This window comes from Microbacterium sp. BF1 (assembly GCF_019279095.1).
Taxonomy (GTDB): domain Bacteria; phylum Actinomycetota; class Actinomycetes; order Actinomycetales; family Microbacteriaceae; genus Microbacterium; species Microbacterium maritypicum.
In genome coordinates this window covers 1-3,869 of the sequence record NZ_JAGYWT010000230.1, presented here as the reverse complement: position 1 = coordinate 3,869, position 3,869 = coordinate 1, and the positions used below count along the sequence as shown (strand labels likewise).

Below are 3,869 nucleotides of genomic sequence, written 5' to 3'. Positions count from 1 at the left end.
CGGCGACGAGGGCGACGACGCCTTCTTCCGAGATGGAGCCGTCGGGCGTGAGGTAGCGCATGAGGCGCAGCACCGTCCTGTCGCTCGTCGTCGCGAGCGGCCGTCCGCCGGGGCGGACGTCGGCCGCCAGCATGTGGACGGTGTTGGATCCGATGTCGAGGACTCCCAGGCGCACGGGAAGAGACTACTCGCCCCCCGGATACGATGTACTCCGTGACCACCGCCGACCCCACGCTGCCACTGTCGCCCTATCGGGAGATCGGACGCGCGGAGTGGGCGCGCCTGGCGGCCGGGCTCGACCAGCCGCTCACCGAGACCGAGGTCGTCGAGCTCCGCGGCATCGGGGACCGTCTCTCCCTCACCGAGGTGCGCGAGGTGTACCTGCCGCTGAGCCGTCTGCTCAGCCTGTACGCCACCGCGACGAAGCGACTGGGCGCTGCCACCTCGTCGTTCCTCCAGGAAGACGACACCACGACGCCGTTCGTCGTGGGCGTCGCCGGTTCCGTGGCTGTGGGCAAGTCCACCATCGCCCGTCTGCTGCGCGAGCTCATGAGCCGCTGGCCGGGAACGCCTCGGGTGGAGCTGGTCACCACCGACGGATTCCTGTACCCGAACGCCGAGCTCGAGCGCCGCGGCATCATGGATCGCAAAGGGTTCCCCGAGTCGTACGACCGTCGGGCGCTGATCGAGTTCCTCACCGAGGTCAAGAGCGGCGCCACCGAGGTGCGGGCCCCGTTCTACTCCCACATGCGCTACGACATCGTGCCGGATGCGAACGTCGTCGTGCGCCGGCCCGACGTCGTGATCGTCGAGGGACTGAACGTGCTGCAGCCGCCGCCCGCTCCGAACGATGTCGCCGTGAGCGACCTGTTCGACTTCTCGATCTTCGTCGACGCCGACACCTCGCACATCGAGAAGTGGTACGTCGACCGCTTCCTCGCGCTCCGCCAGGCCGCTTTCAGCAACCCGTCCTCGTACTTCAACGTGTTCGCGCACCTCACCGACGAGGAGGCGATCACCACGGCCCTCGGCTACTGGAACGAGATCAACATGCCCAACCTCGTCGAGAACGTGATGCCCACGCGGCACCGCGCACGGCTCGTGCTGCGCAAGGGCGCCGACCACGATGTCGAGACGGTGCTGCTGCGCAAACTCTGAGGCCGCAGCCGGACCGTCGCCGTCCGAAGAATGTACGGACGACTCGCAAAAAAACCGTCTTACTCTTGATCCCATGTGTGGAATCGTCGGATACGTGGGCCCGCGCCCCAGCCAGGACATCCTTCTCGCAGGCCTCGCCCGCCTCGAGTACCGCGGATACGACTCCGCGGGTGTCGCCGTCATCGACGGAGACGGCGTGCTCGGCATGCGCAAGAAGGCGGGCAAGCTCGCCGTGCTGCGCGACTCGCTCGCCGACGCGCCTCTGCCCGATGGGTCGACCGGGATCGGACACACCCGCTGGGCGACGCACGGAGGGCCGACCGACGGCAACGCGCACCCGCACCTGGCAGACGACGACAAGCTCGCCGTCATCCACAACGGCATCATCGAGAACTTCTCCGCACTGCGTGACGAGCTCCTCGCCGACGGCGTGGTGTTCCGCAGCGAGACCGACACCGAGGTCGCCGCTGCCCTGCTCGGACGCGAGTACGCCGGCAACGGCGGCGACCTGCAGCTGGCCTTCCGCAGCATCGTGAACCGCCTCGAGGGCGCGTTCACCCTGCTGGCGATGCACCAGGACCACCCCGGCCTCGTGGTCGGCGCCCGTCGCAACTCCCCGCTCGTGATCGGCCTCGGCGAAGGGGAGAACTTCCTCGGCTCCGACGTCGCCGCGTTCATCGAGTACACGCGCAAGGCGCTCGCGATCGGCCAGGACCAGATCGTCTCGATCACGCCGGAGTCCGTCACCGTCATGGACTTCGCCGGCACGCCCGTCGAGCCCGAGCCGTTCGACGTGTCCTGGGATGCCGCCGCCGCCGAGAAGGGCGGATGGTCGAGCTTCATGGCCAAGGAGGTCGCCGAGCAGCCCGAGGCCGTCGCCAACACGATCCGCGGGCGCATCCACGACGGCCAGGTCGTCATCCCCGAGCTCGACGGACTGGACGAGCTCTTCGTGGGCATCAACCGGGTCATCATCACCGCCTGCGGCACTGCGTCCTACGCGGCGCTGGTCGGCAAGTACGCGATCGAGCAGTGGGCACGCGTGGCCGTCGACGTCGAACTCGCCCACGAGTTCCGCTACCGCGACCCGGTGATCGGCGCCGACACGCTCGTGGTGTCGATCAGCCAGTCGGGCGAGACCATGGACACCCTGATGGCCGTGAAGTACGCCCGCGAACGCGGCGCACGCACGCTGTCGGTCTGCAACACGCAGGGCGCCACGATCCCGCGCGAGTCGGATGCCGTCGTCTACACCCACGCCGGACCCGAGGTCGCTGTGGCCTCGACCAAGGCCTTCTCCGCGCAGATCACCGCGCTCCTGCTGCTGGGCCTGCACATGGGTCGGGTGCGCGGCGCGATCGCCGACGCCTCGGTCGACGTCGCAGAGCTCGCGGCGCTTCCGGAGAAGATCGCCAAGGTGCTCGAAAGCGAGCAGGAGCACGTCACCCAGCTCGCCGGATGGATGGCGGACACGCGTTCGGTGCTGTTCCTGGGGCGCCACGTCGGCTACCCGATCGCGCTCGAGGGTGCGCTCAAGCTCAAGGAGATCTCCTACATCCACGCCGAGGGCTTCGCCGCCGGTGAGCTCAAGCACGGTCCGATCGCGCTCATCGAGCCGGGGCAGCCGGTGTTCGTGCTGGTCCCCTCCCCGCGTCACTCGGCACTCGTGCACTCGAAGGTCGTCTCGAACATCCAGGAGATCCGCGCGCGCGGTGCCCGGGTGATCGTGATCGCCGAGGAGGGCGACGCCGCGGTGCTGCCGTTCGCCGACGAGGTCATCCACATCCCGCTCGCCGGGGCGATGTTCGAGCCGCTGCTCGCCGTCGTGCCGCTGCAGATCTTCGCGATGGCACTGGCCACGGCCAAGGGCCTCGACGTCGACCAGCCGCGCAACCTCGCCAAGTCGGTCACCGTCGAGTAAGGCTCTTCTCGTATCACCGGAATGGCTTCGTTTCCACGGGAACGGAGCCATTTGGGCGATTTCAACCGAACGCACGCTCGGTAGGCTGAACGGGTGATCATCGGCACCGGCATCGACCTCGTGGACATCCCACGGTTCGAGCGCACGATGGAGGGGACTCCGAGGCTGCGTGAGCGGCTCTTCGCCCCTTCCGAGCGCACTCTCCGTCTTCCCTCCCTCGCCGCGCGCTACGCCGCCAAGGAGGCGCTGATCAAGGCGCTCGGCGGTTCCGACGGCGTGCACTGGACCGAGATCGAGATCGCCTCCGAGCCCTCGGGGCGCCCGCACTTCGTGCTCTCCGGGTCGACGGCCGCGGTCGTCGAAGAACGGGGCATCCTCACGCTGCATCTCACCCTCACCCACGACGCCGGTCTCGCTGCGGCGTTCGTCGTCGCCGAAGGAGCACCGCTGTGACCGCCCCCTTCCGTGAAGCGAGCATCGACCTCGACGCGATCGCCGACAATGTGCGGCACTTCCGACGCCTGACCGGTGTCGAGGTGATCGCCGTCGTGAAGGCCGATGCTCGCTTCACGGAAGGGGGCGGTCACAGCGGTGCTCCTTCGGCGACGACGAACGCTGCATCTCACCCTCACCCACGACGCCGGTCTCGCTGCGGCGTTCGTACATCAGGTTGGTGGCCACCCCGTTCAGCAGTGTTTCCTTGTTCGGGAAGTGGTAGAGCAGGCCGCCTTTGGAGACCCCGGCGGCCTCGGCGATGTCGGTCACGGGCACCGTGGTGCCGTGCCGGCCG

4 protein-coding genes and 1 pseudogene are annotated in these 3,869 nt (G+C 68.4%); 3 read left to right on the top strand and 2 right to left on the bottom strand.

Features of this window, described 5'->3' with window-relative positions; translation table 11 throughout:
* Positions 1-175 (bottom strand): annotated as a pseudogene (locus KZA10_RS17955) (Ppx/GppA family phosphatase); the annotation flags it as partial.
* 29 nt (positions 176-204) lie between these two features.
* Here KZA10_RS17955 and coaA point away from each other — a divergent pair.
* The 3 genes from coaA (at position 205) to KZA10_RS09350 (ending at position 3,532) form a co-directional block, all read left to right on the top strand.
* Positions 205-1,158 (top strand): type I pantothenate kinase, encoded by a 954-nt coding sequence (gene coaA, locus KZA10_RS09360; protein WP_017828214.1) that lies wholly within the window; start codon positions 205-207, stop codon positions 1,156-1,158.
* 73 nt (positions 1,159-1,231) lie between these two features.
* Positions 1,232-3,079 (top strand): glutamine--fructose-6-phosphate transaminase (isomerizing), encoded by a 1,848-nt coding sequence (glmS, locus tag KZA10_RS09355; protein WP_127481935.1) that lies wholly within the window; start codon positions 1,232-1,234, stop codon positions 3,077-3,079.
* Between the two features lie 93 nt (positions 3,080-3,172).
* Entirely contained in the window at positions 3,173-3,532 is a 360-nt protein-coding gene (locus KZA10_RS09350) for a holo-ACP synthase (RefSeq protein ID WP_218682725.1), read from the top strand.
* A gap of 114 nt (positions 3,533-3,646) precedes the next feature.
* Here KZA10_RS09350 and KZA10_RS09345 read toward each other — a convergent pair.
* Positions 3,647-3,869 (bottom strand): TetR/AcrR family transcriptional regulator (locus KZA10_RS09345; RefSeq protein WP_218682724.1); only part of this gene is annotated, 223 nt, incomplete at its 5' end.

Coding starts and splice junctions, on each gene's coding strand:
- coaA (WP_017828214.1), top strand. CDS start 205: ATGTACTCCGTGACCACCGCCGACCCCACGCTGCCACTGTCGCCCTAT.
- glmS (WP_127481935.1), top strand. CDS start 1,232: ATGTGTGGAATCGTCGGATACGTGGGCCCGCGCCCCAGCCAGGACATC.